This is a genomic window from Novosphingobium aquiterrae, from assembly GCF_042434435.1.
GTDB lineage: Bacteria > Pseudomonadota > Alphaproteobacteria > Sphingomonadales > Sphingomonadaceae > Novosphingobium > Novosphingobium aquiterrae.
The window spans coordinates 602,763-629,163 of sequence record NZ_JBHLTL010000006.1; the positions used below are offsets into that span (position 1 = coordinate 602,763).

Genomic DNA, 26,401 nt, shown 5'->3' on the forward strand with positions numbered 1-26,401 from the left:
TCCAGCGATGACGACTGCCACCATTTCCCGCATAGCCGTCGCGGCGCTGGCGCTGACCCTGTCAAGCGGGGCGCTCATGGCCCAGTCCGGCCCGTGGGACGGCCCCGGCGATCCGCTGGGGCGTGGCGGCCATGAACCGGCGTGGCAATCGCGCAATGCTGCTGCGGCCGATGGCCGGATCGAGATTGCCCGGTTCCGTGCCGAAGGCGAGGCCGCGACCACGCTGCGTAGCGGGACAATCGCGGTGGTTGCCGCGCCGGGCGGCGCCGGCGGGACCAACCTGCGCCAGGACGCGACGTTCCAGGCCGCGGTCGAGAACGAACTGCTTCAGGCCGGCTATCAGGCCGCAACGGCCGGGGCTGGCGGGCAGATCGCCGAAGTGCGCATCGTACGCAGCGAAGTGCAGCCGGCCGAGGTCAAGCGCAAGCCGGTCAGCGGCGAAATGAGCGTCGGCCTGTCGAACCGCGGATCGATGCTCGGGCTCGGCCTCTATGTCGATGCGACCAAGCCGCGCAAGGCGCTGCTTTCGACCCTGCTCGAAACCCGCATCCGCGACCGCGCCAGCGGCGCGGTGCTGTGGGAAGGACGCGCCGCGATCGCGACGCGTGACGGCGATGCCAAGTGGAACGACAGCGCCATCGCCGAACGTCTGAGCCATGCCCTGTTCGACGGTTTCCCGCTGCGCACCGGCGCGGAAAGCCTGAAGCGCTGAGCGCGCTTGCACGCGCCGGAATTGCAGGACACATTCGTCCGGTCAGAATGCCCTGAAAGGTCGCCCGTGATGAAGTTGCTGCCCTTTGTGCTTGCCGCCCTTGGTCTAGCCGCCCTGGCGGGCTGCGTCGCGCCGGTCGGACCGGTCCAGGTCACCCGCTTTCACGCCGCGGATATCAGCCCGCTGGGCAAGGGCACGATCGCGGTCGAACCGGCACCGGGCACCGATGGCAAGTCGCTCGAATGGCAGACCTACCAGATCGCCGTGCAACGCCAGCTGGCTCTGCTTGGCTATGGCGAGGCCGTTTCGGGCCAGGGCAGCCAGATCGCCCAGCTGCGCCTCAGCCGCGCGGTGACCGATCCTGTGCGCCGCGACGGCCCGGTTTCCGTGGGGGTCGGCGGTTCGACCGGCAGCTATGGCAGCGGGCTCGGCATCGGCCTGGGCTTCAACCTGGGCGGCAAGCCCGCGCAGCAGGTCCAGACCGAGCTGGGGGTGATGATCAGGGATCGCGCCACCGGCCAGACCCTGTGGGAAGGCCGGGCCAGCTTCACGGTGGACAGCCACTCGCCGCTCGCCTCGACCGACCTTGCCGCAGCGAAGATCAGCGAAGCCCTGTTCAAGGGCTTTCCTGGCCAGTCGGGTGAGACTATCGAGGTCAAATGACCCTGCCGAACATCTCCATCGACGCCGCTTTCGACAGCGGCAACATCGAAGTTCTGTCCGTTTCCGGCGCCACCGCCAACCTGCGCATCCGCAAGGACCGCGAATCGGACTTCTTCCAGTGGTTCCATTTCCGTGTCGCCGGGGCGGCGGGGCGTGAACTTACGCTCAGGATTACCGGTCTGTCCGCCTCGGCCTATCCCGATGGCTGGCCCGGCTATGACGCCGCGGTCAGCGAGGACCGCGAATTCTGGGGCCGCGCCGACTGCAGCTATGACAAGCAGGCCGATGGCGGCACCCTGACCATCCGCTATCTGCCCGAAAGCGATCTGGCCTGGTTCGCCTATTTCGCGCCCTATTCGATGGAGCGGCATCACGATCTGATCGCCGAGGCGGCCGGCGCCGAGGGCGTGTCCTATCGCTGCCTGGGCCACAGCCTCGAAGGCCAGCCGATCGACTGCCTCGAACTGGGCGAGGGCGATCTGCAGGTGTGGCTCTATGCCCGCCAGCATCCCGGCGAATCGATGGCCGAATGGTGGATGGAAGGCGCGCTCGATTGCCTGACTGACGAGGCTGATCCGGTCGCCCGGCGGCTGCGTCAGCTGTGCCGCTTCCACGTGGTCCCCAACGCCAATCCCGACGGGTCGCGGCGCGGTCACCTGCGCACCAACTATGCCGGGATCAACCTCAACCGCGAATGGGCCGCGCCCAGCGCGGACAAATCGCCCGAGGTGCTGGCGATCCGGGGTGCCATGGACGAAACCGGCGTGCATTTCGCGATGGACGTCCACGGCGACGAGGCGATCCCGGCGGTGTTCCTCGCCGGGTTCGAAGGCATCCCGTCATGGTCGCAAGGTCTGCAGGATGGGTTCGATCGCTACAAGGCGATCCTCGCCCGGCGCACGCCCGATTTCCAGACCAGGCTGGGCTATCCGGTCGCCCGTGCCGGACATGCCAACATGACCATGTCGACCAACCAGCTGGCCGAGCGTTTCGGCGCGGTGTCGATGACGCTGGAAATGCCGTTCAAGGACTATGACGCGCTGCCCGACGCGGCTCAGGGCTGGTCGCCGGAGCGCAGCGCGCAGCTGGGCCGCGACTGCCTAGGGGCGCTGCTCGAATGGGCCCAGGAGCGCGCCGCAGTCTAAGGCTCTGCGTGCACTGGGGGTCATAGCCGGGAACCAATCCGGCAGCGGACCGTTTGGCCACCTGTACCAAGCAGGAGGCAACCATGTCCGAAGAACAACCCAACGTCACCATCATCAAGGAAAACGGCAGCAGCGGCGGATCGTGGCTGATCGGCATTGTTCTGATCATCGCGCTGGTCGTCGGCGCGATCTTCTTCATGAACTATTCGAGCAGCAACGCCGCCAAGAACAACGCCGTGGCCCAGGCTGCCAAGGATGTCGGCAATGCTGCGCAGGACGTCGGCGACGCCGCCAAGAAGGCCGCCGACAACGCGACCAAGTAAGAACTAGGTCAGGCTGGCCGGACCGAAGGCATTCGGCAACAGGTCCGATAGCCGGAATTCGGTGACGTCGCTTGCCCCGGCGCACCACACCAGCGGATCGGTGCCGCCAAGCTGGGCCAGCTCGCTCAGCACCTGGCGGCACCGTCCGCACGGGGCGACCGGATCGCCCAGCTGGCCAAGCGGTCCGCCGGTCACCGCCACAGCCATCAGCGCACCGCGCACGCCGTCGTTCATCGCCCGTGCCACGGCCGCGGTTTCCGCGCACAGCGTCAGGCCATAGCTGGCGTTCTCGACATTGGCGCCGGTCACCACAGTACCGTCGGCAAAGGCCAGTGCCGCCCCGACATGGAACTTGCTGTAGGGTGCATAGGCCCGGGTCAGCGCCTCGCGCGCCGCGGCGATCAGGGTGTCACGATCGGTCATCGGCGGCTCCATCACGGTTGTACCACGACCCAGCGCAGCCCGGCCTCACCCGCTTCGGTGCTGAGCGTGGCATTGGCCGTCCACAGCGTCCACGGGCGGCCGGCATAGTCGGGCTGGAACCGGGTGCGCACCAGCCACAGGTTGCGATCGATCTGCGAGGCGATCTTGTAGCGCGACTGGAAGCGGGCCGTCAGCTTGAGAATTGCCGGCTTGCCGGTGTGGTTCTCGATCTGGTTGAGGAAGGTGGTCAGCTCGCTTTCGATACCCTGGTCGCTGACCGGCGTCGGGCAATCGTCGCCCAGCATGTCGAGTTCGACCGCGGGCGGCAGCATGGTCGAATCGCGCGGGACCACAGTGACGAAGTTGGCCGCCTGGCGTTCGGCCGGCTGGCACGGATCATAACGGTGCAGCGCCCCGATCTGGACCTTGGCCGCCTTGGCCTCTTCAAGGTTGCGGGCGAAACTGTCGTCGCGGGCAAAGGCGCTGGCCGAGGCATCGAGGTAGGCGAAATCCGCGCCGATCGCTTTGAGCGCCTTCCAGTCGACCGGTCCGTCGCCGGTGCCGATCTCGGCGCCCTGCATCGGATAGGCGCTGCGCGGCGGCTGCCAGTGCCGGACTTGCCACCACGCCCAGCCGCCACCGATCAGCGCCAGCAGGCCAAGCACGCCAAGCAGGCGCAGCCGCAGCCGGCGGGAAGGATTCTTGCGAGCCATAGGTGTTGTTCTGCGCCCCGTCTTCTTCAGCCCCTGATATGCAGCACGCAGATCAGGGTAAACAGCCGCCGCGCCGTGGCGAAGTCGGTTTCGACCTTGCCTTCCAGCCGTTCCAGCAGCATCTCCGCCGCTTCGTTGTGGACCCCGCGGCGGGCCATGTCGATGGTTTCGATCTCGCTTGCCGTGGCGCGGCGGATCGCCTGGTAATAGCTGTCGCAGATCGCGAAATATTCGCGGATCGGGCGGCGGAACCGGCCCAGCCCCAGGATCAGCGTTTCCAGCACCGCGCCGTCCTCGTTGCTGGCTTCCAGGATCAGGCGGCCGTCGTCGACCGACAGTTTCAGGCGGTATGGCCCCTGGTGACCGGCCTCCCAGGCGCGCAGCGGTTTGAAGGTGTTCTCCTCGATCAGGTCGAAGATCGCGATGCGCCGTTCCTGCTCGATATCGGCGTTGCGCCACAGGATCGTCGCTTCATCCAGCGCGATGTCGATGATCCGTGGGTCGGCCATGGTGGCGGCGCTTTTCGCAGATGCAATATGGCGCGGCAAGGGGCTGGTGACCTTCCACAGGCTGTGGAGTAATATCGCCGCTCTTCCGGCTTGCACCCGCGCGCCGGTCTTCGCAAAGAACGCGCGACCATGGCCGAACTCGAACTGATCACCCGCCCCGACGAAACTGCCGCCCGCGCGCTGCCCAGCAACGTCGAGGCCGAGGCCGCGTTCCTTGGCGCGGTGCTGATCGACAACCGCGTGATCGAGGAATTGTCGACTCCGCTGCTGCCGATGCATTTCTTCGAGCCGATCCACGCGCGCATCTATGAGCGGATCCTGCAGCTGCTCGATCGCAAGGCGGTGGTCACGCCGATCACGCTCAAGCCCTATTTCGAAGCGGACGAGGCGCTCAAGGACCTTGGCGGCGCATCCTATCTGGCGCGCCTGACCGCCGACGGGCAGGGGCTGCTCGCCCCGCGCGAGCTGGCCGGGCAGATCTATGACCTGGCCTTGCTGCGCGAACTGATCTCGGTCGGCCGCAATCTGGTCAATTCGGCGCTCGACACCTCGGAAAGCGTCGAGCCGATGGACCAGATCGCCGCGGCCGAAGCGGCGCTCTACAAGGTTGCCGAAGGGGCCAGCACCGGCAGCGAGGCACAGGGCTTTGCCAGCGCGACCCGCACCGCACTGGGCATGATCGAGCAGGCGCTGCTGTCAGGCGGGCACATCTCCGGAACCACGACCGGGCTGACCTCGGTCAACGAGAAGATCGGCGGGCTGCACGATTCCGACCTTATCATCCTGGCCGGCCGCCCCGGCATGGGCAAGACCTCGCTGGCCACCAATATCGCCTTCAACGCGGCCGACCGGCTACGCCGCGATTTGGCCGACGGGATCGCCGCGGACAAGTCGGTGGGCGCGGCCACGGCCTTTTTCAGCCTGGAAATGAGCGCCGACCAGCTCGCCACGCGTATCCTCGCCGAACAGTCGGGGATCAGCAGCGAGGCGCTGCGCATGGGCAAGATCAGCCGAGACGATTTCCAGCAGCTGTCCTATGCCAGCCAGCGCCTGGCCGAACTGCCGCTGTACATCGACGATACCCCGGCGCTGTCGATCGCCGCGCTGCGCACCCGCGCGCGGCGGCTCAAGCGGCGGCACGATATCGGCCTGGTCGTGGTCGATTACCTCCAGCTGCTCCAGGGTTCGGGCCGGGCCAATGACAACCGGGTCAACGAAATCTCGGAAATCAGCCGCGGCTTGAAGACCCTGGCCAAGGAACTGGGCGTCCCGGTGATCGCGCTGTCGCAGCTCAGCCGCGCGGTCGAGCAGCGCGAGGACAAGCGCCCGATGCTGTCGGACCTGCGCGAATCGGGCTCGATCGAGCAGGACGCCGATATGGTCTGGTTCGTCTTCCGCGAAGACTATTACGTCGCTGCGCGCGAACCCAAGGTGCCGCAGGACAACGACGACGCCAAGACGCACGAGGCGCACGTCGCCTGGCAGGCCGAAATGGAGCGGGTTTACGGCACCGCCGAACTGATCGTCGCCAAGCAGCGCCACGGCTCGACCGGCAAGGTCCGCCTGCGCTTCGAAAGCCGGATCACCCGGTTCAGCGATCTGGCCGATGATTCGCTGGCCGGGCACAGTTACGACTGATTATTTTACTGTTCAATTACAGTGATTTATGCGAATTTTCCTTGACTTCGCGAATCGCCCCTGCGTAACAGTGGCCATTCCCTGCATGATTTGCTGAATTGGAGTGCCCGATGGCGCGCGTTACCGTTGAAGATTGTGTCGACAAGATCCCCAACCGGTTCGACCTTGTCCTGCTTGCCGCGCAGGGTGCGCGCGAGATTTCGGGCGGGGCAGAACTGACCATCGACCGCGATCGCGACAAGAACCCGGTGGTCGCCCTGCGCGAGATCGCCGAGCAGACAGTCCGTCCCGACAACCTCAAGGAATCGGTGGTCAGCTCGCTACAGCGCGTGCTGCCCGACGACGACGACGAGGTCGATGACATCGGCTCGCTCAGCCAGCAGGCCGAAGCGCTGCGGATCACCGCCGCGGCCCCGGTGCGCAACACCTCGATCGGCGGCGATTACGAAGGCTGAGCCACCGGCTGAACCCGAATCAGGCCCGCGTGCCGCTGCGGCACGCGGGCTTTTTCGTGTCTTTTGAACGCCTGCTGTCCGCGGTTTGACACTGCGCTGGCGACCTGTTCTGCTTGCCCCGCAACGGGGGGAACGGGGCCATGGGAAAGACGACTTTTGCCATACGGCACGGCTGGGACAACCGCTTCTGGCTGGCCTTCGTCGCGACCTCGTGGCTGGCCATCGCCATGGGCTTTGGCACGCCGATTGCGGAACGTTTCGCCGGCAAGGCGCCCTATGTCGCGCCGATTATTCTGGTCGCCCATGTCTTCGTCTATTTCGGCTGGATGGTGCTGCTGACCACCCAGGCGCTGCTGATCAACCGCGGCAGGACCGACTGGCACCGCAAGCTGGGCGTGGCCGGGGCCATGCTCGCCGTGCTGGTCTCCGCAACCGGGCTTGGCGCGGAAATCTACAGCCAGCGGTACTGGGCCCACACCGATCCGGAAAACGTGCGCTTCTTCACCTTCCCGCTCTACGTGCTGATCGCGTTTTCGCTCTGCGCCTTCCTGGCAGTGCGGGCGCGGCGCGATCCGGCGGCACACAAGCGGCTGATCCTGCTGGCGACCAGCGCGATCATGGGCGGACCCTATCAGCGCTGGTGGGGCCACGCGATCGATCAGGTGACCGGGACCGGACCGTTCAATACCTGGGCGCACCTCTATACCGGGATGAACGTGCTGATGATCGTGGCGGCGGGCTATGACCTGGTCACCCGCGGCGCGCTGCACCGGATCTACCGCATCGCGATCCCCTTGCTGGTGGCCGGGCAGTTCGCGACAATCGCGATCTGGTACAGCGGCTGGTGGCCACCACTTGTCCGCAGCGTGCTGGGGATTCCGCCGGTTTAGCCCGCGTGGGTTATCTGCAGGGCCAGGTCTTGATGAAATAGTCGGCGAAAGCCGTTTTCAGCGACGTGGCGGGGCGGACAGCCGGGGCATACGTGTTGAGGTGGGCGATCAGCTGGTTGGAATTGATCGTGCTCCCCTTTGGCGGACAGCTGCTCGGTCGACCCTGGGTGCGCTCCGCCTCTAGCCGCTTCCTGTAGGTCTCGCCAGCGGCCATGCCCTCGGCCTTGAGTACCTTTATGTCCGATGAAAGCAGCGCCATCATCCCCTTGGCCTTCAGGCCATCGACTTTGGCAAGGAACGTGGCGACGGTCATGTCGCCAGGTGCCGCCAAGGCCGGTGTGGCCAGCATTGCTGCCGCAGCCAGAAGAGTCATCGTCGGTACGCGCATTGGATTCTCCAGACAAAGTCGTGAACGCGCCTTGACCGCGCCAAGCTGTCAAGACCATGAACGGGGCGCTGCATAGGGGAGCTTGCACGTGACCGGAACCGGGGAAGTGATTGGTAGCATTGCCGAGGGTTCATTGGCTGCCCGCGCCGTCGAACCGACCCATGGCGAAGCGGGCGACGGCCACAGCCATGAAAGCGCCTGCCTCAATTGCGGCACGGCGCTGATCGGCAGCCATTGCCACATGTGCGGCCAGGCAGCACATGTCCACAAGACCCTGGGTGCATTCTTTCACGACCTGCTCCACGGGGTCTTTCATTTCGAAGGCAAGATCTGGCGCACCCTGCCGATGCTGGCGTGGAAGCCGGGCAAGCTGACCCGCGAATATATCGACGGGCGCCGCGCCAGCTACGTCAGCCCAATCGCGCTGTTCCTGTTCAGCGTGTTCCTGATGTTTGCCGTGGTGAAGCAGTTCGCCGGGGAATTCGATCCCGGCAATATCGTCAAGATTAACGGCAAGACCGTCAACCAGGGGATGCCCTTGCAGGAAAAGCGGCTTGCCGATCTGAAGGCGCAGCGCGCTGCGTTGGTCGCGCGCGGGGAGTCCACCTCGGCGGTCGATGGCCAGATTGCGGGCCAGGAGCAGGCGCTGGAAGTCATGCGGCAGGTCAAGGACGCGCGGTTCGAAGACGCCAAGGTGCAAAGCGACATTCCGGCGGTCGACAAGGCGCTCAAGCAGATGAAGGCCAACCCCGCGCTCGTGATCTACAAGCTGCAGAACACCGCCTACAAGTTCAGCTGGGCGCTGATCCCGATCTCGGTGCCCTTCGTGTGGCTGCTGTTCCCCTTCAGCCGCCGCTTCGGGATCTACGACCACACCGTGTTCGTCACCTATTCGCTGTGCTTCATGACCCTGCTGACAGTCGTCTTCACGCTGGGCGTGGTGGTTGGCGCGCCGGGACTGGCGGCGGTCGCCATGCTGGTTCCGCCGCTGCACATGTACCGCCAGCTGCGCGGCACCTACGGAGTTGGCCGGTTTGGTGCGGCGTGGCGAACCGCGGTATTGCTGTTCGTCGCGCTGGCCGCGATGATCCTCTTTGCCCTGCTGATCCTCGCCGAGACAGCCGCCTGACAGCTTAGCCGCGTTCGCGCGCCGAGGCTCCGGCAAAGCGCTTGCCGGCCTTGGGGATCGACGATCCGCGCACCGGGACGGGACGCATGGCATCGCCCTTAGGCAGGTCGGGACGGTCGATCTTGCCGTCCTTGATCAGCTCGTCGATCTCGTCACCGGTCAGGGTTTCGTATTCAAGCAGCGCCTGGGCCAGCTGGTGCAGCTTTTCGGCATTGCCCTTGAGGATGTCCTGGGCGCGCTTGTGCCCGCCTTCGACCAGCGCCTTGATCTCGGCATCGATCAACTTGTTGGTCTCGGCCGATTGCATCGTGCGCTGCGACGAGCCGTAGCCGAGGTAACCCTCTGACTGCTCTTCGTACTGCAGCGGACCGAGTTTGTCCGACATGCCCCAGCGGGTGACCATGTTGCGCGCCAGCGACGTTGCCTGCTGGATGTCCGACGACGCGCCGGACGACACCTTGTCATGGCCGAAGATTATTTCTTCCGCCACGCGCCCGCCCATCGCCACCGCCAGCTGCGCGTGCATCTGGTCGCGGTGATAGGAATAGCGGTCGCGTTCGGGCAGGCGCACCACCATGCCCAGCGCGCCGCCGCGCGGGATGATCGTCGCCTTGTGGATCGGATCGCTGGCCGGCTCGAACACCGAAACCAGGGCATGGCCCGCCTCGTGATAGGCGGTCATCTTCTTTTCCTCGTCGGTCATGACCATCGAGCGGCGCTCCGCCCCCATCATGACCTTGTCCTTGGCATCCTCGAACTCCTGCCGGGCGACCAGGCGCTTGTTGCGCCGGGCAGCAAGCAGGGCAGCCTCGTTGACCAGGTTGGCCAGGTCTGCACCCGAAAAGCCGGGGGTGCCGCGGGCGATGGTCCGTGCCTCGACATCAGGGGCCAACGGCACCTTCTTCATATGCACTTCAAGGATCTTCTCGCGCCCCTCGATATCGGGCAGCGGCACCACCACCTGCCGGTCGAAGCGGCCCGGGCGCAGCAACGCCGGATCGAGCACGTCGGGACGGTTGGTCGCGGCGATGATGATGATGCCTTCGTTGGCCTCGAATCCGTCCATTTCGACCAGCAGTTGGTTTAGCGTCTGCTCGCGCTCGTCGTTGGAATTGCCCAGGCCGTGGCCGCGATGGCGCCCGACCGCGTCGATTTCGTCGATGAAGACGATGCACGGCGCGTTCTTCTTGGCCTGCTCGAACATGTCGCGCACGCGGCTGGCGCCGACGCCGACGAACATCTCGACGAAATCCGAACCCGAAATGGTGAAGAACGGCACGCCCGCTTCACCGGCGATCGCGCGGGCCAGCAGGGTCTTGCCGGTACCGGGCGAGCCGACCAGCAGCGCGCCCTTGGGGATTTGCCCGCCGAGCTTGGAAAAGCGGTGCGGATCCTTGAGGAAGTCGACGATCTCCTCAAGCTCCTCGCGCGCTTCGTCGATCCCGGCGACGTCGGCAAAGGTCACCCGGCCCTGCTTTTCGGTCAGCATCTTGGCCTTACTTTTGCCAAAACCCATCGCGCCCGAACCGCCGCCCTTCTGCAGCTGGCGCATGGCGAAAAAGGCCAGCGCGATCAGCAGGACGAACGGCAGGATGTTGAACAGAAGAGCGAACAGGATATTGCCCTGCTCGGGCGCCTTGCCTTCATACTTCACGCCCTTGTCCTGCAGCAGCTGCTGCAACGAGGCGTCGTTGGGCACGGCGACGGTCGAGAAGGTCTCGCCGGTCTTGAGCTTGCCGGTGATCTTGTTTTCACCGACTTCGACCGAGGTGACAGAACCTTCGGCAACCTTGGTGCGGAAATCCGAATAGGGCAGCTGCTGCGCCGCAACCTCGGTGCGCGAATTGAAAAGCGAGACCACCGAGAGCAGGACCAGGAAGACCCCGCCCCAGATCAGGAGGTTCTTGACCCACGGGTTGCCGCTGGGCTGTTCGTCATTCATGCGCGCAGATCCTTTTGCTCCCGCCAATGTAGGCGGGGACCGATGAATCGCAAGTTCACGAAAGGGGAAACTCTGATCGGGAAAGCCGATCAGGACGTAAGTTCTTCGATCCTGTGATGCGGAAGCAGCTTCCACGCGGCGATCAGCAGCACAACGTGGGCAAGTTCGACCACCATCGGCACCGGCCAGCCGGGATAGGTGCCGTCAACTGCCAGGCTGATGGCACGCACCGCTACCGCGGTGCCCATCAGCGCCGCGGGAACCAGCAGCAGGTCGGCATTGCGGCGCCAGGCCCCGATCATCATGCTGATAGCGATCACGCCGAAAAAGGCGGCAAAATCGGCGCGCAGCGTCGACAGCCCCTGCGCGCCGGTGGCTGCCAGGCCAAAACCGGGCGCCGTGCCCTGGGGGTTGAACAGGAAGTTCAGCCCCATGAACAGATCGAACAGGCCGAACAGGAAGACCAGAATGGTCAGTATCACGCGCATCGCAAACAACTCCCGTTAACCCGGACTTAGCCTTTGTGGCGCAGGAAAACCCTGATGCAAAGCCTGTTGCGTGAAGGGCTGGGGAATTGCACAAGCTGGTGGCCATGAACGGGCCAAGGATCCTCTTGATCGTCGGGGGCGGCATTGCTGCCTACAAGGCGTGCGAACTCGTCCGGCTGATCCGCCGCAATGGCGGAGAGGTGACCTGCGTGCTGACGTCAGGCGGGGCGCAATTCGTCACCCCGATGACACTGGCGGCCCTTTCCGAAAATCCGGTGCATACGACGCTGTGGGATCTGACCGCCGAGCTTGAGATGGGCCACATCCAGCTGTCGCGCGCCGCCGACCTGATCGTGGTCTGCCCGGCGACGGCCAACCTGATGGCCAAGATGGTCCAGGGCATTGCCGACGACCTGGCCACCACGCTGCTGCTGGCGACCGACAAGCCGGTCCTGGCCGTTCCCGCGATGAACGTGAAGATGTGGGAACATGCTGCCACGCAGGACAATGTCCGCACCTTGATGGAACGCGGCGTCGCCGTGCTCGATCCTGACGAGGGGCCGATGGCCTGCGGCGAATATGGCCCGGGCCGCCTGCCCGAACCGGTCGCGGTGTGGAATGCGGTGTGCCAGATGCTCAGCCTGGAAGCGCTGGCCCTGCCCGCGCCCGAGCCGCAGCTCGACCTGGGCGATCCCGATTTCGAGGCCATAGCGCAGTCTGTCGATACCGGGCTGGGTGGTCTGGCGGGCAGTCTGATCAAGCGCAGCACGACCTCGCGCAGGGTCTTTGGCGAAGATGAAGACGCGGATGCTGACGATGCGATCCCGCATGTCAGCCTTGAGGATATTCCTGCTCCGGAAGAGACCCCGCCGGCCGAAGTGCTGCTGGCGGCGCCGATCCTGTCAAAGAAGGGCCGGGCCAAGTCCGCCCCGCCGACCGATCCCGATGCGATCAACCACACCGTCACCGGCCAGGCCGCGCCCGAGCCGATCAAGGGCGACAGCTTCGAAGGCAGTGCGCTGGCCGATGCGCTGGTGGAAGATCCCCTGTTTGGCCAGCCCGACTTTGCCGGGAACGATGCCTTCGCCGCGATCAGTGACCGGCTGGAAGGCAAGCACGTGCTGGTCACCGCCGGGCCGACGCACGAGCCGATCGATCCGGTGCGCTACATCGCCAATCGCTCCAGCGGCAAGCAGGGCTATGCCATCGCCGCCGCGGCCGCCCGGCTGGGTGCGCGGGTTACGCTGGTGTCAGGTCCGGTGGCGCTGGAATGTCCGCCGGGGGTCGACCGGGTGTTCGTCGAAACCGCGATCCAGATGGCCGATGCGGTCAAGGCGGCGCTGCCCGCCGATGCCGCGATCATGGTTGCCGCCGTGGCCGACTGGCGCACCACCGAAGTGTCGGGCGAAAAGATGAAGAAGCGCGGCAGCGCCCCGCCGGCGCTGCGCCTGACCGAAAATCCGGATATCCTGGCCTCGGTCGCGTCCAGCCCGAAGCGGCCCAAGCTGGTCGTCGGCTTCGCGGCTGAGACCGAGAAGGTGCTCGACCACGCCAAGGACAAGCGCAAGCGCAAGGGCGCCGACTGGATCGTCGCCAATGACGTTTCGGGGGACGTGATGGGCGGCGCGGTCAATGCGGTGCATATCATCAGCGATGCGGGTGTCGAAAGCCTTCCCGAAATGGCAAAGGAAGCGGTGGCTGCCAACCTGCTGGAAAGAATCGCCGATGTCCTTGCCCCCGTCCCAGAATCCGTCGATTCCGATCCTGCTTAAGCGCCTGCCGCACTTCGAGGGGCTGGAGCTGCCGGCCTATGCCACCGAAGGCGCCGCCGGGATGGACGTGCTGGCGGCGGAGGATGTGACGCTGGCGCCGGGCGGGCGCCATGCCGTCGCAACCGGTTTTGCCGTGGCGATTCCCCAGGGGTTCGAGATCCAGGTGCGGCCGCGCTCGGGCCTGGCGCTGAAGCACGGGATCACCGTGCCCAATACCCCCGGCACGATCGACAGCGACTATCGCGGCGAATTGAAGGTCATCCTGATCAATCACGGTACCGAAGACTTTGCGGTCCGCCGCGGCGACCGGATCGCCCAGCTGGTGCTTGCTCCGGTGACCCGCGCTACCTGGCTCAAGGTCGATGAGCTTGACGAGACAGCTCGGGGCGAGGGCGGCTTCGGATCGACCGGAGGGGTGGTTGCGCTGGGGAACTGACGCAAAAAGGGCGGGCCGTTGCCGGACCCGCCCCTTTGCTGCGCTGTCAGCCTTGCGTCTTAGCGCTTGGTCTTCTTTTCCGGAGCGACCGAGATGCGCACCGTTTCACCCGAATTGCCGGGGAAGCCGGTGAACATCGCCTCGACCAGGTTGGGGACCAGGTAAGGCAGACGGTTCGAAACCGATGCGGCTTCGGCCTTGCCTTCGAACAGGCGCTGGCCATCGCCCTTGCGGTCGATCTTCAGGCTGATCCCGCTGGTGTAGACGGTGTAGCTTTCATAGCCGTCATCGAAGAACGGATCGTACCAGCCGTAACCCCAAGCGCGGCCCGGGCGATAGAACGGGCTGTAGAAGTTGCGATAGCCATAGCCGCCGTACCACGGACCCCAGAACGGATCGCGGCCGAAGCTGCTGCGGGTCACCTTCTCGCGGCCCTTATCGACCCCATAGTCGAAGCGGACCAGCAGGTTGGCCTGTTCCGGGCTGGCCGGGGTGTAGCCCAGCTTGACCATCTGGCCTTCGACCAGGCGAGCGTATTGTGAGAACTCAAGCCCGCCGGCCAGCGCGGCATCGTCGGCCACGACCGCAAAGGTCTGCCCCTGCGGCGCCGGCAGCTGGCTCTGGAAGCGGGAGACCTTGGCGTTGAAGGGCTGCGCACAGGCAGCCAGTGCCGCAAGGGCAATTGGCACCAGGGCCATTTTGACCCACCGCGCCAGCTTGGAATTATCGTATGACATCGAGCCAGTCCTTCCTGGGGCCAACCGCGCGAATCGACGACGGACGGCGAAAAGAGTAGAATTGCCGGTGGTTTGCACCAGGTCGGCTTAATCGTGGTTGAATGGTGCCATATCCGCGGTGAATGCCGCGATCCGCAACGTTATCCTTTCCTTATCACAGCTGTGCAATCTTTCTGACATTGCAAGGTGGGGGGAAGGCCCATGTCGTATTCTGTCGCTGACAAATCGCGGATCGGGCGCTCCGGTTACTGGACTGCATTCGTCATCAATATTTTTGCCGTAGTCGGCCTGCTGGGGGGCTGCGTCGTTGCGGCGATCAGTGGCCATATCGCCGTCGCGGTGCTGTGCTTCCTGCTGGTCGTGCCGGTCGGGATCTATTTCCGTGTCGTGATGATGCGCCGCTGCCGTGACATCAACTGGCCCGCATTTCTGCCCTGGGTACTGCTTGGTGCCGGCATCCTGGCCAACCTGGCGCGGGCGTCGCAAGGGGTTGAAGGCCTGCGCAATCCCAGCGCCGGGATCCCCACGCTGCTGGTCGGTCTGATCGACTTCGGCTTCATGATCACGATCGGCTGCATCGATAGCAAGGACCGCGCCGGCGATTATGTCCGCCAGTTCTATGACGATGACGATCAGCCGATCACACCACAAGCGGCCCCGCAGGCCGCGGCGCGGATGCCCGGGGGCTACGATGCCGATGCGGCCAGTGCCCAGCGCGCGATGCTATCGGGCCGCGAACAGGAAGAAGCCGGATGGGATGCCGCCATCGCCCGCGCGCTCGAAGTGCGCCAACAGGGCGGCGGCGAGGATTCGCATCGCCCGGTAGCGCCTCCGGTGCACCGTCCGGCACCTGCCCTGCAGCGTCCTGCCGGCGGGTTTGGCCGCAGAGTCGTCTAGACGCAGGGTGGTCTAGAAGCGCACCAGGCCGAGCGCCGCATACGCCGCAGTCAGTGTCGGCGCGGCCAGTTCGCGGGCTTTCAGCGCACCCTTGGCAAGGATCGCGTCGAGCGATTCGCGATCGGCGCGCAGATCGAGGAAGCGCGCGTTGATCGGCGCCAGGCTTTCGACCAGCAGTTCGCCCAGCGCCGGCTTGAACCGGCCGAAGCCTTCGCCGCCGAACTGGCCGAGCACGGCGTCCACGCTCTGCCCGCTCATCGCGGCATAGATGCCCACAAGGTTGGCAGCCTCGGGCCGGCCGTCCAGCCCGCCCTTGTCCGAGGGCAGCGGCTCGGGATCGGTCTTTGCCTTCTTGACCTTCTGCATGATCGCATCGGCATCGTCGGTCAGGTTGATCCGGCTCATGTCGCTGGGATCGCTTTTCGACATCTTCGCCGATCCATCCCGCAGGCTCATGATCCGGGCCGCTTCGGGCGGGATGATCGGTTCGGGCAGGGTGAACACCGGCGCCGCTTCGGAGGCGAAGTCGTTGTTGAACTTCTGCGCGATGTCGCGCGCCAGCTCGAGGTGCTGCTTCTGGTCGTCGCCGACCGGGACGTGGGTCGCCTGGTACAGCAGCACGTCGGCGGCCTGCAGCACCGGATAGGTGAACAGCGCGACGCTGGCTCCTTCGCGGTTCTTGCCGGCCTTGTCCTTCCACTGCGTCATCCGGTTGAGCCAGCCCATCCGCGCGGTGCCGTTGAGCAGCCATTGCAGTTCGGCATGGGCCGGCACCTGGGCCTGGTTGAACAGCACCGAGCGGTCGGGATCGATCCCGCAGGCGACCAGCGCGGCAACCATTTCGCGGGTATTCTCACCCAGCTCGGCCGGAACGTGGGGCTGGGAAATGGCGTGAAGATCGGCCAGGAAATACAGGCTCTGCCCGCCGCCGGCGGTCACCTCGTCCTGCATCTTCACCCAGTTGCGGATCGCCCCCAGGTAATTGCCCAGGTGCAGGTTGCCGGTCGGCTGGATGCCGGAAACGATACGCATTGCAGTGTCCCTGTCGGTCAGGCGGCCTTGCGCCGCAGCAGCAGTTTGATGTCCTCGCGGGTGAAGGCCCCAAGGACGAAAGTGGCGAGCGCATAGACAATCATGCCCGTGCTGACCAGCACTCCAAGCGTCGCGATCCGCGCCCACCAGGTGCCGTGGGTATAGGGCATGATCCAGCCTTGCGCCGCCCACAGCACGCCGCCCATCGCCAATGCCGCCAGCGCCAGCCGCCAGGCCCGGCGCTTCAACCGCGCATCGGAGGCGAAGTGTCCGCGCTTGGCCAGCGTGGCGTAGAGCATCCAGACGTTGACGGTGGAGGCGATTGCCGTGGCCAGCGGCGGGCCCATGTGCTGCAAGGGCACGATCAGCGCCAGGTTGAGCACCAGATTGACCGCCATCGAGATCAGCGCATAACGCACCGGCGTCTTGGTATCGTGGCGGGCGTAGTATCCCGGGGTCAGGACCTTGACCAGGATGTAGCTGGGCAGCCCGACCGAGAAGGCGGCCAGCGCCTGGGCGGTGAAATGGACGTCTTGCGGCGTATAGCGGCCATAGCCGAACAGCGCCGCGGCAATCGGCTCGCCGCACAGTACCAGCGCGGTGGTGGCGGGCAGGGTCAGCAGCAGCGCCAGTTCCATCCCGCGGTTTTGCGTTTCCAGCGCCTGGGCTTCTTCGCCTGCGCCCAATTGGCGCGAGATCAGCGGCAGCAGGACGGTGCCAAGTCCAATCCCGATCAGCCCCAGGGGCAACTGGTTGAGCCGGTCGGCCATGTAGATGTAGGTCACCGAACCGTGCGCCAGCAGCGAGGCGGCCAGCGCGGTCGAGATCACCAGGTTGATCTGCACCGCCCCGGCCCCGGCGGCAGCGGGCCAGATCAGTTTCAGCAGATTGCGCACTTCGGGCGTCAGGCGCGGGCGGCGCAGCTTCAGGCTGACCCCGTTGGCACGGCAGGCCCAGGCCAGCCAGATCAGCTGGAGCAGACCCGATACCGACACCGCGATCGCCTGGTTGCGCGCAGTGAACAGCGGCTCGTGGCTGTGGAACAGCAGCAGCGCGGCGATGAGCGTCAGGTTGAGCAGGATCGGCGCGGCGGCGTTGACCCAGAACTTGTGCAGCGAATTGAGGATCCCGCCGAGCAGCGAGACCAAGCTGATGAACAGCAGATAGGGGATCGTCCAGCGCGATAGTTCGACCGCGAAGGCGAATTGCGCGGCGCTGATCCCGTTGAACTTGCCCGACAGCGCCAGCGTCACCGGCCAGGCGAAGATCTCGAGCAGCAGGGTCATCACCAGCAAGACCGGCAGCAGAACGGCCAGTGCCGCTTCGGCAAAGGCGATCCCGTCCCTCAGCCCCTGTCCGTCAGGATCGGCGACCTTCTTATTGAACAGCGGGATGAAGGCCGAAGAGAACGCCCCCTCGGCAAACAGCGCACGGAACATGTTGGGCAGGCGGAACGCGACCAGGAACGCGTCGGAAGCGAAACTTGCCCCCAGATAGCGGCTGAACAGGCTGTCGCGGACCAGGCCGAGCAGACGGCTGGCCAGGGTCAGCCCGCCGATCGACCCGAGCGCCTTGGCCAGGTTCATCGATCAGCCTGCCCGGCCAGCCTGTTGTCGGCGCGTTGGTTCAATTGGTCGCAGCGCCTTCGGCCGCTTCGCTCTGCGCGTCCTGCTGGGCCTGCAGCTGCTGCACGTAGAGGCCGTTGAAATCGATCGGCTCGAGCAGGAACGGCGGGAAGCCGGCATCGCGCACGGCGTCCGAGACGACGCGGCGGGCGAAGGGGAACAGGATCCGCGGCGCTTCGGCATAGGTAAAGGCGTGCATCGAGACTTCGTCGAGATTGCGCATGCCGACCAGGCCGGCATAGGTCAGGTCGACGATGAAGGCGGTACCGGCTTCGCACTTCGAGGTGATGTCGATCTTCAGCGCGACCTCGCTCACTTCCTCGCTCAGCTGGCGGGCGCTGATGTTGAACTGGACGTCGATCTGCGGCGGATCCTGCCACTGGAAGGCGTCGGGTGCGTTGGGATTTTCGACCGAAAGATCGCGCACATACTGCGAGATGATCCCGGCAACCGGGGCAGTATCGGCACCGTTGGGAACGGGCGTTTCGAGGCCAAGGTCGGTGATGATGCTGCCGTCGTCGGACATTGTCTGGGCTTTCCGCAAAAATGGTTGAATCTCGGCGGCGCGCCTAGCACTGCGCCCCCGGTGCGGCAACGGCAAAGCGCCAGCGGTGCAATGCACCCCGTGCCATTGCGCAAAAGCCACGCCTTCGACGCAAAAATTGCACGTCAGGGGGCGTCCACGCGTTGTTCATTTGTCAATGTTACCTATCTCTGGCTAGACTGCATTGCCTAGACCGCAGCGTGCAGCTCTTTTTGGGCGGTAAGGACCGGATTCGTGGACAAGACCGTAGAGATCGTCATTCTGGCCATGGTGGCAGCTTTTCTGGGGCTGCGGCTCTATTCCGTGCTGGGCCGCCGCGCCGAGCATGAAGAGCGTCCCGTCCAGCCCCGGTTTGAGCCCAAGGGCGATCCCGCGCCGCGCCCGCTGACGCCGGAACTCAACGGCGGTACCGCGGCTGGCTTGCCGCCGCGCGCTCTGGTGCCGGGCGTAACCCCGGCGATCGAGCGTGGCCTCAAGGAAATTTCCGCGGCCGACCGCCGCTTTGACACGCTGGCCTTCATCGACAGCGCCAAGTCGGCGTACCGCATGGTGCTGGAAGCGTTCTGGAAAGGTGACCGCGAGGCACTGGCGCACCTGTGCGACGCCGATGTGCTGGCCGATTTCAACACTGCGATCGACGCGCGTGAGGCTGCGGGCGAAAAGCTCGACAACCGTCTGGTGCGGATCGAGGAGGCGACGATCGTTGCTGCCACGTTCAAGGCACCGGTGGCGCGGATAACGGTCCGCTTCCTGGCGGACATTGCGGCAGTGACCCGCAATGCCGAAGGCGTGATGATCGCCGGCTCGCTCGACGATGCGATCGAGGCGCGCGACATGTGGACCTTCAGCCGCAATACAACGGCTACAAGCCCGGACTGGCTGCTCGACGAAACCGACGAGGGCTAATCCGGCATGATGCGGCTGCCCTTGCGCCGGCTGGCTGCAGTTCTTTCGATTGCGCTGCTTGCCGGATGCGGACGGATCATTCCGGAACCGCGTACGCCGCCGCCTGTTGTTGCTCCGCCGCCCAAGGTCACGCTGCCACAGCCGGCCTTTACCAGTGCGGTTTTGCTCGGTCTGTCGGCAGGGCCGGCGCTGGCCTCGCTCAATCCCGCCGCAGACGATGCTGCCGGTGCCCTGGTGTCTTTCCGCGAAAGCTGCGGGCGCTTGACCAGCCGAACCGATACCTCCGGACTGACCCGGCCCGAGGACTGGAAGCCGGCCTGCTCCGCGGCCGCCGGATGGCAGGGTAGTGCAACGCAATTCTTCGCCACCTGGCTCGAACCGGTCCGGGTCGGCGACGGCAAGGCCTTCGTTACCGGCTATTACGAGCCTGAGATCAGCGGTGTGCGCACCCGTCAGCCAGGCTTCGATGTGCCGGTTTACAAGCTCCCGCCCGATCTGGTCCGCGCCCGCGCAGAGGATGCCCTGCCGACCGAGAAGGGCACCCAGCCGCTGGGCCGTTATGACGAAACCGGCGCCTTCGTGCCCTATTACGACCGTGCCGCGATCGAGGACGGTGCGCTGGCCGGCAAGGGCCTGGAAATCGCCTGGGCGGCCGATCCGGTCGAGATGTTCTTCCTCCAGATCCAGGGATCCGGACGCCTCCGCGCGCCTGACGGCACGATCATGCGGATCGGCTATGCCGGGCAGAACGGCCTGCCCTATACCGGGATCGGCAGCGTGATGCGCGAGCGCGGCCTGCTTGGCACCGAACCCGGCCAGTATTCCGGATCGATGCAGGGGATCATGCAATACATCCGCGAACATCCCGCCGAGGGCAAGGCGCTGATGCGCGAGAACCAGAGCTTCGTGTTCTTCAAGGAACTGACCAGCGACGGGCCGCTGGGCGCGCTGGGCGTTCCGGTGCGGGCGAAGAACAGCGTCGCGACCGACCCGGCGTTCGTCCCGCTGGGCGCGCCGGTGTGGCTGGCTCTTGACCGGCCCGAAGCCAGCGGGCTGTGGATCGCGCAGGATACCGGCGGCGCGATCAAGGGCGCCAACCGATTTGACACGTTCTGGGGCGCGGGAACCGAAGCGCGACAGGTCGCCGGGGGGATGAGCGGGCGCGGCGATGCCGTGCTGCTGCTGCCCAAAGGAACGCTAGCGCGCCTCAAAAGCCAATGACCATGCGCCCCCCGCGCGGTCTGAGTGCCGAAGAGGCTGAGCTTTGGCGCCGTGTGGCTCGGACAGTTACGCCATTGCCCCGCGACTCGCGCCCATCGGTGAGCGAAATCGCCGAAGCGCCCCCGCATGTTCCAAACCCGCCAAAGGCGATGCCCAGGCCGGAAAAGCCGGCAAAGTCGGCGCCTGCGCAGCGCCTGCCGGACCCGCGCCCGCAGCCCCGTCCGCTGGACCGCCACGGGCTCGACGGATCGTGGGAACGCAAATTGCAGAGCGCTGCGATCCAGCCCGATTTCACCCTCGACTTGCACGGCCATTCGCTCGACGCGGCCCATGCCCGGCTCGATTACGGACTGGCGCAGGCGGCAGCGATGGGGGCGCGGCTGGTGCTGGTCATCACCGGCAAGCCGCGCCCGGTCGAGGCTGCCGATCGCGGTGAACGGCGCGGGGCGATCCGGGCCAAGCTGCTCGATTGGCTCGCCGCCGGCCCGCACGCCAGCCGCATCGCCGCAGTGCGCGGCGCGCACCAGCGCCACGGCGGCGCGGGCGCGGTCTATGTGGTCATGAAAAAGCCGCGCTGAACCCGAAGGTCCAGCGCGGCGAGGTATTTCGCGTGCGGCGGCACCAGGCCGCCGCGCACGGGGAGGATTGCCCTAGAACTTGACCCCGACAGTGACCTGCCAGGTGCGCGGATCACCGAAGTAGACGGTCTGGATATTGCCGACCGAGCTGAATTCCTGCCCATCGGTCTTGTACAGCGCATCGCTGACGTTCTTGACCATGCCGCGCAGGTAGAACTTGTCGAAATCGACCTGGGCATAGACGTTGCCCACCGCATAGCCGTCCTCGAACAGGCCGGGGCGGTTGTCGACCGAGAGCCAGTGCTTGTCGACGAAGCGGATGTCGCCGCCCAGCGCCAGGCTGGCGCTGTCACCGATCGGGAAGCGCTGTTCGGCCCCGGCGCGGAAGGTGATCGGCGGGGCAAAGGCCGGCTGGCAGACGATCTTGGTGCCGGTGGGATTGCACGAGAACGCCGGCGCGCGGCGACCGTCGTTGAATTCGAGGTATTTGGCATCGAGATAGCCCATCGAAGCGGTCAGCGTCATGCCGCTCCACGGGCGGACCATGCCTTCGAATTCGATCCCCTGGATGCGCAGCTTGCCGGCGTTGAGCACGGGGAAGCTGCCCCCGGTCAATCCCGTGTTGCCGCCGCCGACGCGGGCCTGGAAATCCTTGTAGTCGCTGCGGAAGACATCCGCCGCAACCGACACGCGGCCATCGGCGAAAGTGCCCTTGAACCCGGCTTCATAGGTCCAGACGTTTTCCGGCTTGAAGGTGGTGACCAAAACGTTGCTGCCGCCGACCGACTGGGTCAGATCACCCAGGCTGTTGGCGCGGCCGTTGAACCCGCCCGACTTGAAGCCGCGGCTGGCCGATACGTAGAACAGCGTGTTCTCGGTCGGCTTGTAGCTGAGCGAGGCCATCGGCGTCCACGCATCGAAACTGACCGACTGCACGGTGTTGTACGGTGCGGGCAGGCTGTTGGGGAAGGTGAAGGTCGATACGATGATCGGCGTCGCGCCGAGGCTGGTGGTCGCCGTGGTGGTGCGGAAGTATTCCTTGGTCTCGTGCGTGTAGCGCAGCCCGGCGGTGAGCGAGAGCTGGTCGGTCAGGGCATAGGTCAGCTGGCCGAAGGCGGCGTAGCTCTTGGTGTCCTGCTCGTCATCGATCGTGCGGATGAAGTTGAGCGGGGTCCCGACATAGCGCAGGTACGAGTTGGCATAGGCTTCCTGGTGCGAGTTGATATGCTCGTTGAGGTAGTAGGCCCCCAGCACGCCCTTCAATTTGTCGGCGGTCAGTTTGAGCTGCACTTCCTGGCTGAACTGGTGCTGGCGCACATCGACGAAGACGTCGCCGAGCTGGGCCTGGGTGGCGTCGATATCGACATAGTTCTTCGACAGCAGGCGGCGATAGGCGGTGATCGAGCTCAGCTGCACACTGTCGTTCAGATCGATGTTGATCGTCCCCGACACGCCCCAGTGATCGAGCTGCTGGCCCTTGCCCGGGCCGAAGCTGGTCGAGGCCTTGTAATCGTAGGGGCCATAGGGTTCGGCCGCGCCGATCACGAAGGGGGTCGCCGCGGTGAAAGTCGCGTTGTAATCGAACCCGATCAGCGGCGCGGTGGCATAGCCCAGGGTCAGGTCGTTGCGCTGCTTGGTGTAATCGGCCGACAGCACCAGTTCGACGCTGTCCGACGCCTTGGCCCGCAGGATCCCGCGGCCAACCGCGTTGTTGCGGTCGTTGTACTTCTTGCCGGTCAGCGGATCGGTGACGATCCCGTCGCGGTTGTCATAGATCCCGGCCAGCGACAGTGCGACCGATCCGGGGACCAGCGGGGCGCTGATATAGCCCTTGGCGGTGGTCTCGTTGTAATCGCCATAGGTGAAGGCGGCTTCGCCCTTCAGCGTGTCGTAGTCGGGCTTCTTGGCGACGACGTTGAGCGCGCCGCCGATGGTGTTCTTGCCATAGAGCGTGCCCTGCGGCCCGCGCAGCACTTCGACCCGCTGGACGTCGAACAGGTTGAGCAGCGCGCCCTGGATGCGGCTGAAATAGACCCCGTCGACATAGATGCCGACCGCCGGATCGAAGGTCTGCAACGCGTCGGGCTGGCCGATCCCGCGGATGAACAGGTTGGCCGAGCTCGACGAACCGCGGCCCTGGACGACGTTGAGGTTGGGCACCGCGCCCTGGATCCCGGCGAGGGTGTTGGCGCCCTGCTTTTCGAGCTGGGCCTGGGCCAGCGCGGTGATCGCGATCGGCACGTCGGTGATCTTTTCCTCGATCCGGCGGGCGATGACGACGATCGGGGCGCCTTCATCGGCGGCGGTATCGGCATCGGCCGGCGCGTCCTGCGCGAGGGCGGGCATGGCGGTCAGGCTGACCATGGCGCTGGCGATCAGCGAGGCGCGGCAAAGCAGGGTGTGCGCGTTCATCGGGGTTCCTCTCCCTTGAAAGTCCTGTGACGGGCCTAGCGGACCTGCCATCTGACTCGCCTTATATAAAAGTTGAACCAACTTTCAACTTGGTTATGCTTGCACTTCGGATCGGAAGCAGGAATGGTGCGGGAACGTGGCGGAAAAGTCACAGAGCGGCGCGGCTGACGCTGCCAAGGGGAAGGGACGCGGGGTGGACGCCAGCAGTGTTGCACAGCCGCGCGTGCCGCGCACCGAACGCGGGCGGCGCACCCAGCGCGCGATCCTCGACGCGGCTGCGGCGGAATTCGGCGAGCGCGGGTTTCACGACAGCTCGATCGTCTCGATCACGATCCGCGCCGGGGTCGCGCTGGGCAGCTTCTACACCTATTTCGAATCGAAGGAGGCGCTGTTCAAGGCGCTGGTCCAGGACATGAGCGGCCGGGTCCGCGATCAGGTCGCCCCGGTCCTGCGCGGCCACAGCGGCAGCGCGATCGCGGCCGAAGGCGTGGCGCTCGAGGCCTTCCTGCGCTTCGCCCGCGAGCACAAGGAAATCTACCGGATCATCGACGAGGCCGAATTCGTCGCCCCCGAAGACTGGCGCGCGCACTACCTCAACACCGCGGCGCGCATCCTCGAACGCCTGCAGGCCGCGCGCGCCAAGGGCGAGCTGGGCGTCGAGCCGAGCGAGGTCCACGCCTGGGCGATCATGGGGATGAACGTGTTCCTCGGCCTGCGCTTCGGGGTGATGGATGGGCAGGCCGATCTGGGCGAAGTGGCACGCGAGGCGAACGCGTTGCTGAAGGATGGATTGGGGTAACGTTAGGTCAGGTTGTACCAGCACCCTTGTCGTAAATGTATAGCGTGACGGCTGAAGGTTCTGCATTTGCCCAGACAATTGCGTCCTGCAGGCTTACATTCTCCAACTGCTCATAGGTTAAGTCACTGCTTGACGGTTCCTGTTGATCACTGTCTTCGCAAGCATTGTCGTGCGACGTCGCTTCAATGATGGCATTGATTTTGCGCCAGCGCAGCGGATGCTTCCGTCGGTCGATAATGTTGAAGATCATTTTGATTTCCCGTCACGCTTGAACGATCCTAATCGATCCTCTCCGTTTTTGCGAAGCAGAAACGGGAAGGTGGCAGACGCTGCAAGCGGGTGACGGAGGGGTCTTAATGCTGGAGTCTCCACCCTTCCATCTCGGCTTCGCCGATCCACCTCACCATTTGCGACATGCGTCGAAATTGGAGAGGGGCTAATCCACTTGGCCTCCAACCCAACCCCAGCTAAGCGCCCACCACCATGTCCAACCGCCGCACCTTCGCCATCATCTCGCACCCCGACGCGGGCAAGACCACGCTGACCGAGAAGCTGCTGCTGCAGGGCGGGGCGATCCATCTGGCGGGTGAGGTCAAGGCGCGCGGCGCGGCGCGGCGGGCGCGGTCGGACTGGATGAAGATCGAGCAGCAGCGCGGGATTTCGGTCACCAGCTCGGTGATGACCTTCGAGCGCGACGGGGTGACCTTCAACCTGCTCGACACCCCGGGGCACGAAGATTTCTCCGAAGACACCTACCGCACGCTGACCGCGGTCGATTCGGCAATCATGGTGATCGATGCCGCGAAAGGCATCGAGCCGCAGACCCGCAAGCTGTTCGAGGTCTGCCGCCTGCGCTCGGTGCCGATCATCACCTTCGTCAACAAGGTCGACCGCGAAGGCCGCTCGGTGTTCGAGACGCTCGACGAGGTGGCCGACGCGCTGGCGCTCGATGTCGTGCCGATGTCGTGGCCGATCGGCCTGGGCGGCGAGTTCAAGGGCGTGCTCGATTTCGCCACCAACACGATCAGCCGGCCCGAAGGCGACAGCCGCGAATTCCTCGGCAAGCGCACCCTGGCGGACGACATCCCCGCCGCCATCGCCGAGGAGATCGAGCTGGCCCAGGGCGGTTATCCGTCGTTTGATCTGGAGGCCTATCGCCACGGCGACCTGACCCCGGTCTATTTCGGATCGGCGCTGAAGAATTTCGGCGTGGCCGAATTGATCGACGCGATCGCCCGCTATGCCCCGCCGCCGCGCCCGCAGCCGAGCGATGCCGGGACGATCGAGCCCGATGGCAAGGAAGTCACCGGGTTCATCTTCAAGGTCCAGGCCAACATGGACCCGCAGCACCGCGACCGGATCGCCTTCATGCGGCTGGTTTCGGGCACCTTCAAGCGCGGCATGAAGCTGACCCCCTCGGCACTGGGCAAGCCGGTGGCGATCCATTCGCCGATCCTGTTCTTTGCCCAGGACCGCGAGATTGCCGATACCGCTGAACCGGGCGACATCATCGGCATTCCCAACCACGGCACCTTGCGGGTCGGCGACACGCTGAGCGAAAACAACAAGGTGCGCTTTACCGGCCTGCCCAACTTCGCCCCGGAAATCCTTCGCCGGGTCGCGCTGAAAGACCCGACCAAGACCAAGCAGCTAAGGAAGGCGCTCGACGACCTGTCCGAGGAAGGCGTGATCCAGGTGTTCTATCCCGAACTGGGCGGACAGTGGATCGTCGGGGTGGTCGGCCAGCTCCAGCTCGACGTGCTGATCAGCCGGCTCGAGGCGGAATACAAGGTCGAGGCTATGCTCGAAGCCGCGCCCTACGATACCGCGCGCTGGCTCAAGGGGTCGGATGCGGCGCTCAAGGCCTTCACCGATTTCAACATGGCGACCCTGGCCAAGGACCGAGACGGCGATCCGGTGTTCATGGCGCGCAGCGCGTGGGACGTGTCGTACCAGCAGGAGAAGAACCCCGAACTGGTGTTTTCGGCGACCAAGGAGCGTTGACCGTGCCCGGCCTTGCGGCC

The 26,401-nt window shown here is 65.4% G+C and carries 28 protein-coding genes; 16 read left to right on the plus strand and 12 right to left on the minus strand.

Going from position 1 to position 26,401, the window contains the following annotated elements; genetic code table 11:
• Positions 1–7: 7 nt before the first annotated feature.
• The 4 genes from ACFFF7_RS12730 to ACFFF7_RS12745 all read left to right on the plus strand — a co-directional run bounded on the left by ACFFF7_RS12730 (position 8) and on the right by ACFFF7_RS12745 (position 2,843).
• On the plus strand, positions 8–712 hold the full coding sequence (locus tag ACFFF7_RS12730; protein WP_379481725.1) for a DUF4136 domain-containing protein: 705 nt from the start codon (positions 8–10) through the stop codon (positions 710–712).
• A gap of 69 nt (positions 713–781) precedes the next feature.
• Positions 782–1,375: a DUF4136 domain-containing protein gene (locus ACFFF7_RS12735; protein WP_379481726.1), complete on the plus strand. Its 594-nt coding sequence runs from the start codon at positions 782–784 to the stop codon at positions 1,373–1,375.
• Positions 1,372–2,520: a M14 family metallopeptidase gene (locus ACFFF7_RS12740; RefSeq protein WP_379481727.1), complete on the plus strand. Its 1,149-nt coding sequence runs from the start codon at positions 1,372–1,374 to the stop codon at positions 2,518–2,520. Before ACFFF7_RS12735 ends, ACFFF7_RS12740 begins: the two co-directional genes overlap by 4 nt.
• Positions 2,521–2,603: 83 nt before the next feature.
• Positions 2,604–2,843 (plus strand): hypothetical protein, encoded by a 240-nt coding sequence (locus ACFFF7_RS12745; RefSeq protein ID WP_379481728.1) that lies wholly within the window; start codon positions 2,604–2,606, stop codon positions 2,841–2,843.
• 3 nt (positions 2,844–2,846) lie between these two features.
• Here ACFFF7_RS12745 and ACFFF7_RS12750 read toward each other — a convergent pair whose 3' ends face one another.
• From ACFFF7_RS12750 to ACFFF7_RS12760, 3 genes are read right to left on the minus strand one after another with little or no spacing between them, the layout of a single operon-like run.
• Positions 2,847–3,266 carry a cytidine deaminase gene (locus ACFFF7_RS12750; protein WP_379481729.1) on the minus strand — a complete coding sequence of 140 codons (420 nt, stop codon included), beginning with the start codon at positions 3,264–3,266 and terminating at the stop codon, positions 2,847–2,849.
• Between the two features lie 11 nt (positions 3,267–3,277).
• On the minus strand, positions 3,278–3,979 hold the full coding sequence (locus ACFFF7_RS12755) for a glycoside hydrolase family 25 protein (protein WP_379481730.1): 702 nt from the start codon (positions 3,977–3,979) through the stop codon (positions 3,278–3,280).
• 26 nt (positions 3,980–4,005) lie between these two features.
• Positions 4,006–4,488, minus strand: coding sequence for a UPF0262 family protein (locus ACFFF7_RS12760; RefSeq protein WP_379481731.1), 483 nt, complete (start codon positions 4,486–4,488; stop codon positions 4,006–4,008).
• A gap of 129 nt (positions 4,489–4,617) precedes the next feature.
• Between ACFFF7_RS12760 and ACFFF7_RS12765 the strand changes: the two genes are divergently transcribed.
• The 3 genes from ACFFF7_RS12765 to ACFFF7_RS12775 all read left to right on the plus strand — a co-directional run bounded on the left by ACFFF7_RS12765 (position 4,618) and on the right by ACFFF7_RS12775 (position 7,471).
• The gene (locus ACFFF7_RS12765; RefSeq protein WP_379481732.1) at positions 4,618–6,126 is read left to right on the plus strand and encodes a replicative DNA helicase; all 1,509 of its coding nucleotides are present in this window, start codon (positions 4,618–4,620) and stop codon (positions 6,124–6,126) included.
• A gap of 110 nt (positions 6,127–6,236) precedes the next feature.
• On the plus strand, positions 6,237–6,581 hold the full coding sequence (gene rpoZ / locus ACFFF7_RS12770) for a DNA-directed RNA polymerase subunit omega (RefSeq protein ID WP_379481733.1): 345 nt from the start codon (positions 6,237–6,239) through the stop codon (positions 6,579–6,581).
• 140 nt (positions 6,582–6,721) lie between these two features.
• The gene (locus ACFFF7_RS12775; protein ID WP_379481734.1) at positions 6,722–7,471 is read left to right on the plus strand and encodes a hypothetical protein; all 750 of its coding nucleotides are present in this window, start codon (positions 6,722–6,724) and stop codon (positions 7,469–7,471) included.
• Positions 7,472–7,481: 10 nt separating this feature from the next.
• On the opposite strand, the gene ACFFF7_RS12780 is transcribed toward ACFFF7_RS12775, so the two are convergent.
• Positions 7,482–7,859, minus strand: coding sequence for a hypothetical protein (locus tag ACFFF7_RS12780; RefSeq protein WP_379481735.1), 378 nt, complete (start codon positions 7,857–7,859; stop codon positions 7,482–7,484).
• Between the two features lie 88 nt (positions 7,860–7,947).
• Here ACFFF7_RS12780 and ACFFF7_RS12785 point away from each other — a divergent pair, with 88 nt between their 5' ends.
• A complete protein-coding gene (locus tag ACFFF7_RS12785) occupies positions 7,948–8,988 on the plus strand; it encodes a DUF3667 domain-containing protein (protein WP_379481736.1) in 1,041 nt (346 codons plus the stop codon).
• Between the two features lie 4 nt (positions 8,989–8,992).
• Here ACFFF7_RS12785 and ftsH read toward each other — a convergent pair whose 3' ends face one another.
• Positions 8,993–10,930, minus strand: a complete 1,938-nt coding sequence (gene ftsH / locus ACFFF7_RS12790) for an ATP-dependent zinc metalloprotease FtsH (RefSeq protein WP_379481737.1) — start codon at positions 10,928–10,930, stop codon at positions 8,993–8,995.
• 89 nt (positions 10,931–11,019) lie between these two features.
• Positions 11,020–11,418 (minus strand): DUF4345 family protein, encoded by a 399-nt coding sequence (locus ACFFF7_RS12795; RefSeq protein ID WP_379481738.1) that lies wholly within the window; start codon positions 11,416–11,418, stop codon positions 11,020–11,022.
• A gap of 104 nt (positions 11,419–11,522) precedes the next feature.
• Between ACFFF7_RS12795 and ACFFF7_RS12800 the strand changes: the two genes are divergently transcribed.
• Both ACFFF7_RS12800 and dut read left to right on the plus strand, forming a co-directional pair.
• On the plus strand, positions 11,523–13,190 hold the full coding sequence (locus ACFFF7_RS12800) for a bifunctional phosphopantothenoylcysteine decarboxylase/phosphopantothenate synthase (protein ID WP_379481739.1): 1,668 nt from the start codon (positions 11,523–11,525) through the stop codon (positions 13,188–13,190).
• Positions 13,144–13,626, plus strand: coding sequence for a dUTP diphosphatase (gene dut, locus ACFFF7_RS12805; RefSeq protein WP_379481740.1), 483 nt, complete (start codon positions 13,144–13,146; stop codon positions 13,624–13,626). The genes ACFFF7_RS12800 and dut overlap by 47 nt, the downstream gene beginning before the upstream one ends.
• A 59-nt stretch (positions 13,627–13,685) precedes the next feature.
• On the opposite strand, the gene ACFFF7_RS12810 is transcribed toward dut, so the two are convergent.
• The gene (locus tag ACFFF7_RS12810; RefSeq protein ID WP_379481741.1) at positions 13,686–14,363 is read right to left on the minus strand and encodes a DUF4136 domain-containing protein; all 678 of its coding nucleotides are present in this window, start codon (positions 14,361–14,363) and stop codon (positions 13,686–13,688) included.
• A 201-nt stretch (positions 14,364–14,564) separates the two neighbouring features.
• Here ACFFF7_RS12810 and ACFFF7_RS12815 point away from each other — a divergent pair, with 201 nt between their 5' ends.
• Positions 14,565–15,260: a DUF805 domain-containing protein gene (locus ACFFF7_RS12815; RefSeq protein ID WP_379481742.1), complete on the plus strand. Its 696-nt coding sequence runs from the start codon at positions 14,565–14,567 to the stop codon at positions 15,258–15,260.
• A 12-nt stretch (positions 15,261–15,272) separates the two neighbouring features.
• Here the strand turns inward: ACFFF7_RS12815 and trpS are convergent, their stop codons facing one another.
• The 3 genes from trpS to secB are packed head-to-tail and all read right to left on the minus strand — an operon-like array spanning position 15,273 to position 18,443.
• Positions 15,273–16,292, minus strand: a complete 1,020-nt coding sequence (trpS, locus tag ACFFF7_RS12820; protein WP_379481743.1) for a tryptophan--tRNA ligase — start codon at positions 16,290–16,292, stop codon at positions 15,273–15,275.
• A 17-nt stretch (positions 16,293–16,309) separates the two neighbouring features.
• The gene (gene murJ / locus ACFFF7_RS12825) at positions 16,310–17,878 is read right to left on the minus strand and encodes a murein biosynthesis integral membrane protein MurJ (protein ID WP_379481744.1); all 1,569 of its coding nucleotides are present in this window, start codon (positions 17,876–17,878) and stop codon (positions 16,310–16,312) included.
• Positions 17,879–17,918: 40 nt separating this feature from the next.
• Positions 17,919–18,443 carry a protein-export chaperone SecB gene (gene secB / locus ACFFF7_RS12830; RefSeq protein ID WP_379481745.1) on the minus strand — a complete coding sequence of 175 codons (525 nt, stop codon included), beginning with the start codon at positions 18,441–18,443 and terminating at the stop codon, positions 17,919–17,921.
• Between the two features lie 285 nt (positions 18,444–18,728).
• Here secB and ACFFF7_RS12835 point away from each other — a divergent pair, with 285 nt between their 5' ends.
• The 3 genes from ACFFF7_RS12835 (at position 18,729) to ACFFF7_RS12845 (ending at position 21,166) form a co-directional block, all read left to right on the plus strand.
• Positions 18,729–19,367 (plus strand): Tim44/TimA family putative adaptor protein, encoded by a 639-nt coding sequence (locus ACFFF7_RS12835; RefSeq protein WP_379481861.1) that lies wholly within the window; start codon positions 18,729–18,731, stop codon positions 19,365–19,367.
• A 6-nt stretch (positions 19,368–19,373) separates the two neighbouring features.
• Positions 19,374–20,588 (plus strand): murein transglycosylase A, encoded by a 1,215-nt coding sequence (gene mltA, locus ACFFF7_RS12840; protein WP_379481746.1) that lies wholly within the window; start codon positions 19,374–19,376, stop codon positions 20,586–20,588.
• A gap of 98 nt (positions 20,589–20,686) precedes the next feature.
• Complete coding sequence (locus tag ACFFF7_RS12845; protein WP_379481747.1) at positions 20,687–21,166, plus strand: Smr/MutS family protein; 480 nt, start codon at positions 20,687–20,689, stop codon at positions 21,164–21,166.
• Between the two features lie 72 nt (positions 21,167–21,238).
• Here the strand turns inward: ACFFF7_RS12845 and ACFFF7_RS12850 are convergent, their stop codons facing one another.
• Positions 21,239–23,578 carry a TonB-dependent receptor gene (locus tag ACFFF7_RS12850; protein WP_379481748.1) on the minus strand — a complete coding sequence of 780 codons (2,340 nt, stop codon included), beginning with the start codon at positions 23,576–23,578 and terminating at the stop codon, positions 21,239–21,241.
• 136 nt (positions 23,579–23,714) lie between these two features.
• Here ACFFF7_RS12850 and ACFFF7_RS12855 point away from each other — a divergent pair, with 136 nt between their 5' ends.
• Positions 23,715–24,377: a TetR/AcrR family transcriptional regulator gene (locus tag ACFFF7_RS12855; RefSeq protein WP_379481749.1), complete on the plus strand. Its 663-nt coding sequence runs from the start codon at positions 23,715–23,717 to the stop codon at positions 24,375–24,377.
• A 7-nt stretch (positions 24,378–24,384) separates the two neighbouring features.
• Here the strand turns inward: ACFFF7_RS12855 and ACFFF7_RS12860 are convergent, their stop codons facing one another.
• Positions 24,385–24,627 (minus strand): hypothetical protein, encoded by a 243-nt coding sequence (locus tag ACFFF7_RS12860; RefSeq protein ID WP_379481750.1) that lies wholly within the window; start codon positions 24,625–24,627, stop codon positions 24,385–24,387.
• A gap of 233 nt (positions 24,628–24,860) precedes the next feature.
• Between ACFFF7_RS12860 and ACFFF7_RS12865 the strand changes: the two genes are divergently transcribed.
• Positions 24,861–26,381 carry a peptide chain release factor 3 gene (locus tag ACFFF7_RS12865; protein ID WP_379481751.1) on the plus strand — a complete coding sequence of 507 codons (1,521 nt, stop codon included), beginning with the start codon at positions 24,861–24,863 and terminating at the stop codon, positions 26,379–26,381.
• Positions 26,382–26,401: the final 20 nt, after the last annotated feature.

What these genes read in the sequence shown, in the direction of transcription:
- ACFFF7_RS12860 (WP_379481750.1), bottom strand. Translation starts at nt 24,627, where the DNA reads ATGATCTTCAACATTATCGACCGACGGAAGCATCCGCTGCGCTGGCGC.
- ACFFF7_RS12730 (WP_379481725.1), top strand. Translation starts at nt 8, where the DNA reads ATGACGACTGCCACCATTTCCCGCATAGCCGTCGCGGCGCTGGCGCTG.
- ftsH (WP_379481737.1), bottom strand. Translation starts at nt 10,930, where the DNA reads ATGAATGACGAACAGCCCAGCGGCAACCCGTGGGTCAAGAACCTCCTG.
- ACFFF7_RS12745 (WP_379481728.1), top strand. Translation starts at nt 2,604, where the DNA reads ATGTCCGAAGAACAACCCAACGTCACCATCATCAAGGAAAACGGCAGC.
- ACFFF7_RS12850 (WP_379481748.1), bottom strand. Translation starts at nt 23,578, where the DNA reads ATGAACGCGCACACCCTGCTTTGCCGCGCCTCGCTGATCGCCAGCGCC.
- ACFFF7_RS12765 (WP_379481732.1), top strand. Translation starts at nt 4,618, where the DNA reads ATGGCCGAACTCGAACTGATCACCCGCCCCGACGAAACTGCCGCCCGC.
- ACFFF7_RS12755 (WP_379481730.1), bottom strand. Translation starts at nt 3,979, where the DNA reads ATGGCTCGCAAGAATCCTTCCCGCCGGCTGCGGCTGCGCCTGCTTGGC.
- dut (WP_379481740.1), top strand. Translation starts at nt 13,144, where the DNA reads ATGTCCTTGCCCCCGTCCCAGAATCCGTCGATTCCGATCCTGCTTAAG.
- ACFFF7_RS12800 (WP_379481739.1), top strand. Translation starts at nt 11,523, where the DNA reads ATGAACGGGCCAAGGATCCTCTTGATCGTCGGGGGCGGCATTGCTGCC.
- ACFFF7_RS12865 (WP_379481751.1), top strand. Translation starts at nt 24,861, where the DNA reads ATGTCCAACCGCCGCACCTTCGCCATCATCTCGCACCCCGACGCGGGC.
- ACFFF7_RS12750 (WP_379481729.1), bottom strand. Translation starts at nt 3,266, where the DNA reads ATGACCGATCGTGACACCCTGATCGCCGCGGCGCGCGAGGCGCTGACC.
- ACFFF7_RS12760 (WP_379481731.1), bottom strand. Translation starts at nt 4,488, where the DNA reads ATGGCCGACCCACGGATCATCGACATCGCGCTGGATGAAGCGACGATC.
- ACFFF7_RS12795 (WP_379481738.1), bottom strand. Translation starts at nt 11,418, where the DNA reads ATGCGCGTGATACTGACCATTCTGGTCTTCCTGTTCGGCCTGTTCGAT.
- ACFFF7_RS12740 (WP_379481727.1), top strand. Translation starts at nt 1,372, where the DNA reads ATGACCCTGCCGAACATCTCCATCGACGCCGCTTTCGACAGCGGCAAC.
- ACFFF7_RS12775 (WP_379481734.1), top strand. Translation starts at nt 6,722, where the DNA reads ATGGGAAAGACGACTTTTGCCATACGGCACGGCTGGGACAACCGCTTC.
- secB (WP_379481745.1), bottom strand. Translation starts at nt 18,443, where the DNA reads ATGTCCGACGACGGCAGCATCATCACCGACCTTGGCCTCGAAACGCCC.
- ACFFF7_RS12835 (WP_379481861.1), top strand. Translation starts at nt 18,729, where the DNA reads ATGGTGGCAGCTTTTCTGGGGCTGCGGCTCTATTCCGTGCTGGGCCGC.
- ACFFF7_RS12780 (WP_379481735.1), bottom strand. Translation starts at nt 7,859, where the DNA reads ATGCGCGTACCGACGATGACTCTTCTGGCTGCGGCAGCAATGCTGGCC.
- mltA (WP_379481746.1), top strand. Translation starts at nt 19,374, where the DNA reads ATGATGCGGCTGCCCTTGCGCCGGCTGGCTGCAGTTCTTTCGATTGCG.
- ACFFF7_RS12735 (WP_379481726.1), top strand. Translation starts at nt 782, where the DNA reads ATGAAGTTGCTGCCCTTTGTGCTTGCCGCCCTTGGTCTAGCCGCCCTG.
- rpoZ (WP_379481733.1), top strand. Translation starts at nt 6,237, where the DNA reads ATGGCGCGCGTTACCGTTGAAGATTGTGTCGACAAGATCCCCAACCGG.
- trpS (WP_379481743.1), bottom strand. Translation starts at nt 16,292, where the DNA reads ATGCGTATCGTTTCCGGCATCCAGCCGACCGGCAACCTGCACCTGGGC.
- ACFFF7_RS12815 (WP_379481742.1), top strand. Translation starts at nt 14,565, where the DNA reads ATGTCGTATTCTGTCGCTGACAAATCGCGGATCGGGCGCTCCGGTTAC.
- murJ (WP_379481744.1), bottom strand. Translation starts at nt 17,878, where the DNA reads ATGAACCTGGCCAAGGCGCTCGGGTCGATCGGCGGGCTGACCCTGGCC.
- ACFFF7_RS12810 (WP_379481741.1), bottom strand. Translation starts at nt 14,363, where the DNA reads ATGTCATACGATAATTCCAAGCTGGCGCGGTGGGTCAAAATGGCCCTG.